The following is a 683-nucleotide window of genomic DNA, read 5'->3' as shown; positions in this document are numbered from 1 at the left end:
GCCCGGGGCGGGGCAGCGGCCTCACCAGGCCGGCGGGCTCGCGATCGACCTGGCCAGGACGTCGTCCAGGATCCTCGCCGTCTCGGCTATGCCGAGCTGGGAGTTGTCGATGATCGGGAGCCCCGAGCCGTACCAGCCGGCCATGCGGCCGTGGATGCGGGCGACCTCCTCGTCGCTGAGGCGGCGGTTGCCGGAGCGTTCCGCGTTGCGTTCCAGGACGATGTCCAGACCCGGCAGGAGGACGACCGGCAGCAGACCGGGACCCACGTGCCGTTTCCAGCCACCCAGACCGACCACCGGACGGTCGGGGAAGACGGCGTCGTCGAGGATGCACGAGATGCCGTTGGCGAGGAAGTTGCGCGCGGCGAAGCCGCAGGTGCGGCGGGCCAGGCGGTACTGGGCCTCGGAGTGGTCGTTCCACCCCGCCTGCGGGTCGGCGAAGCCCGAACGCACCCACTCGCGTACGTCGTCGAGGCTGATGTGCGCGGTCGGGACCCGGCGGTGGCCCGCCCAGTACTTGGCCACGCTGGTCTTCCCGGCGCCCGCGGGCCCGATGAGCAGCACGGCGATGGTCGTGCCGGCCGGGTCGGGGGGCGCGGCGGCCTGCGGAGCGCTGGGCACGGCGACGGGGCCGCCGGGCGGCAGCGGCACATGGCCGGTGGTGTCCGGCGGGGGCATCGGGG

1 protein-coding gene is annotated in these 683 nt (G+C 74.5%); it reads right to left on the bottom strand.

Annotation, left to right across the window (positions count from 1 at the left end; all coding sequences use genetic code 11):
• Window positions 1-21: 21 nt before the first annotated feature.
• Window positions 22-683 (bottom strand): AAA family ATPase (locus B7L92_RS38725; protein ID WP_255311377.1); only part of this gene is annotated, 662 nt, incomplete at its 5' end.

The sequence above is a fragment of the Streptomyces viridosporus genome, from assembly GCF_002078235.1.
Classification (GTDB): domain Bacteria; phylum Actinomycetota; class Actinomycetes; order Streptomycetales; family Streptomycetaceae; genus Streptomyces; species Streptomyces viridosporus.
This window is presented reverse-complemented; position numbering and strand designations above follow the sequence as displayed.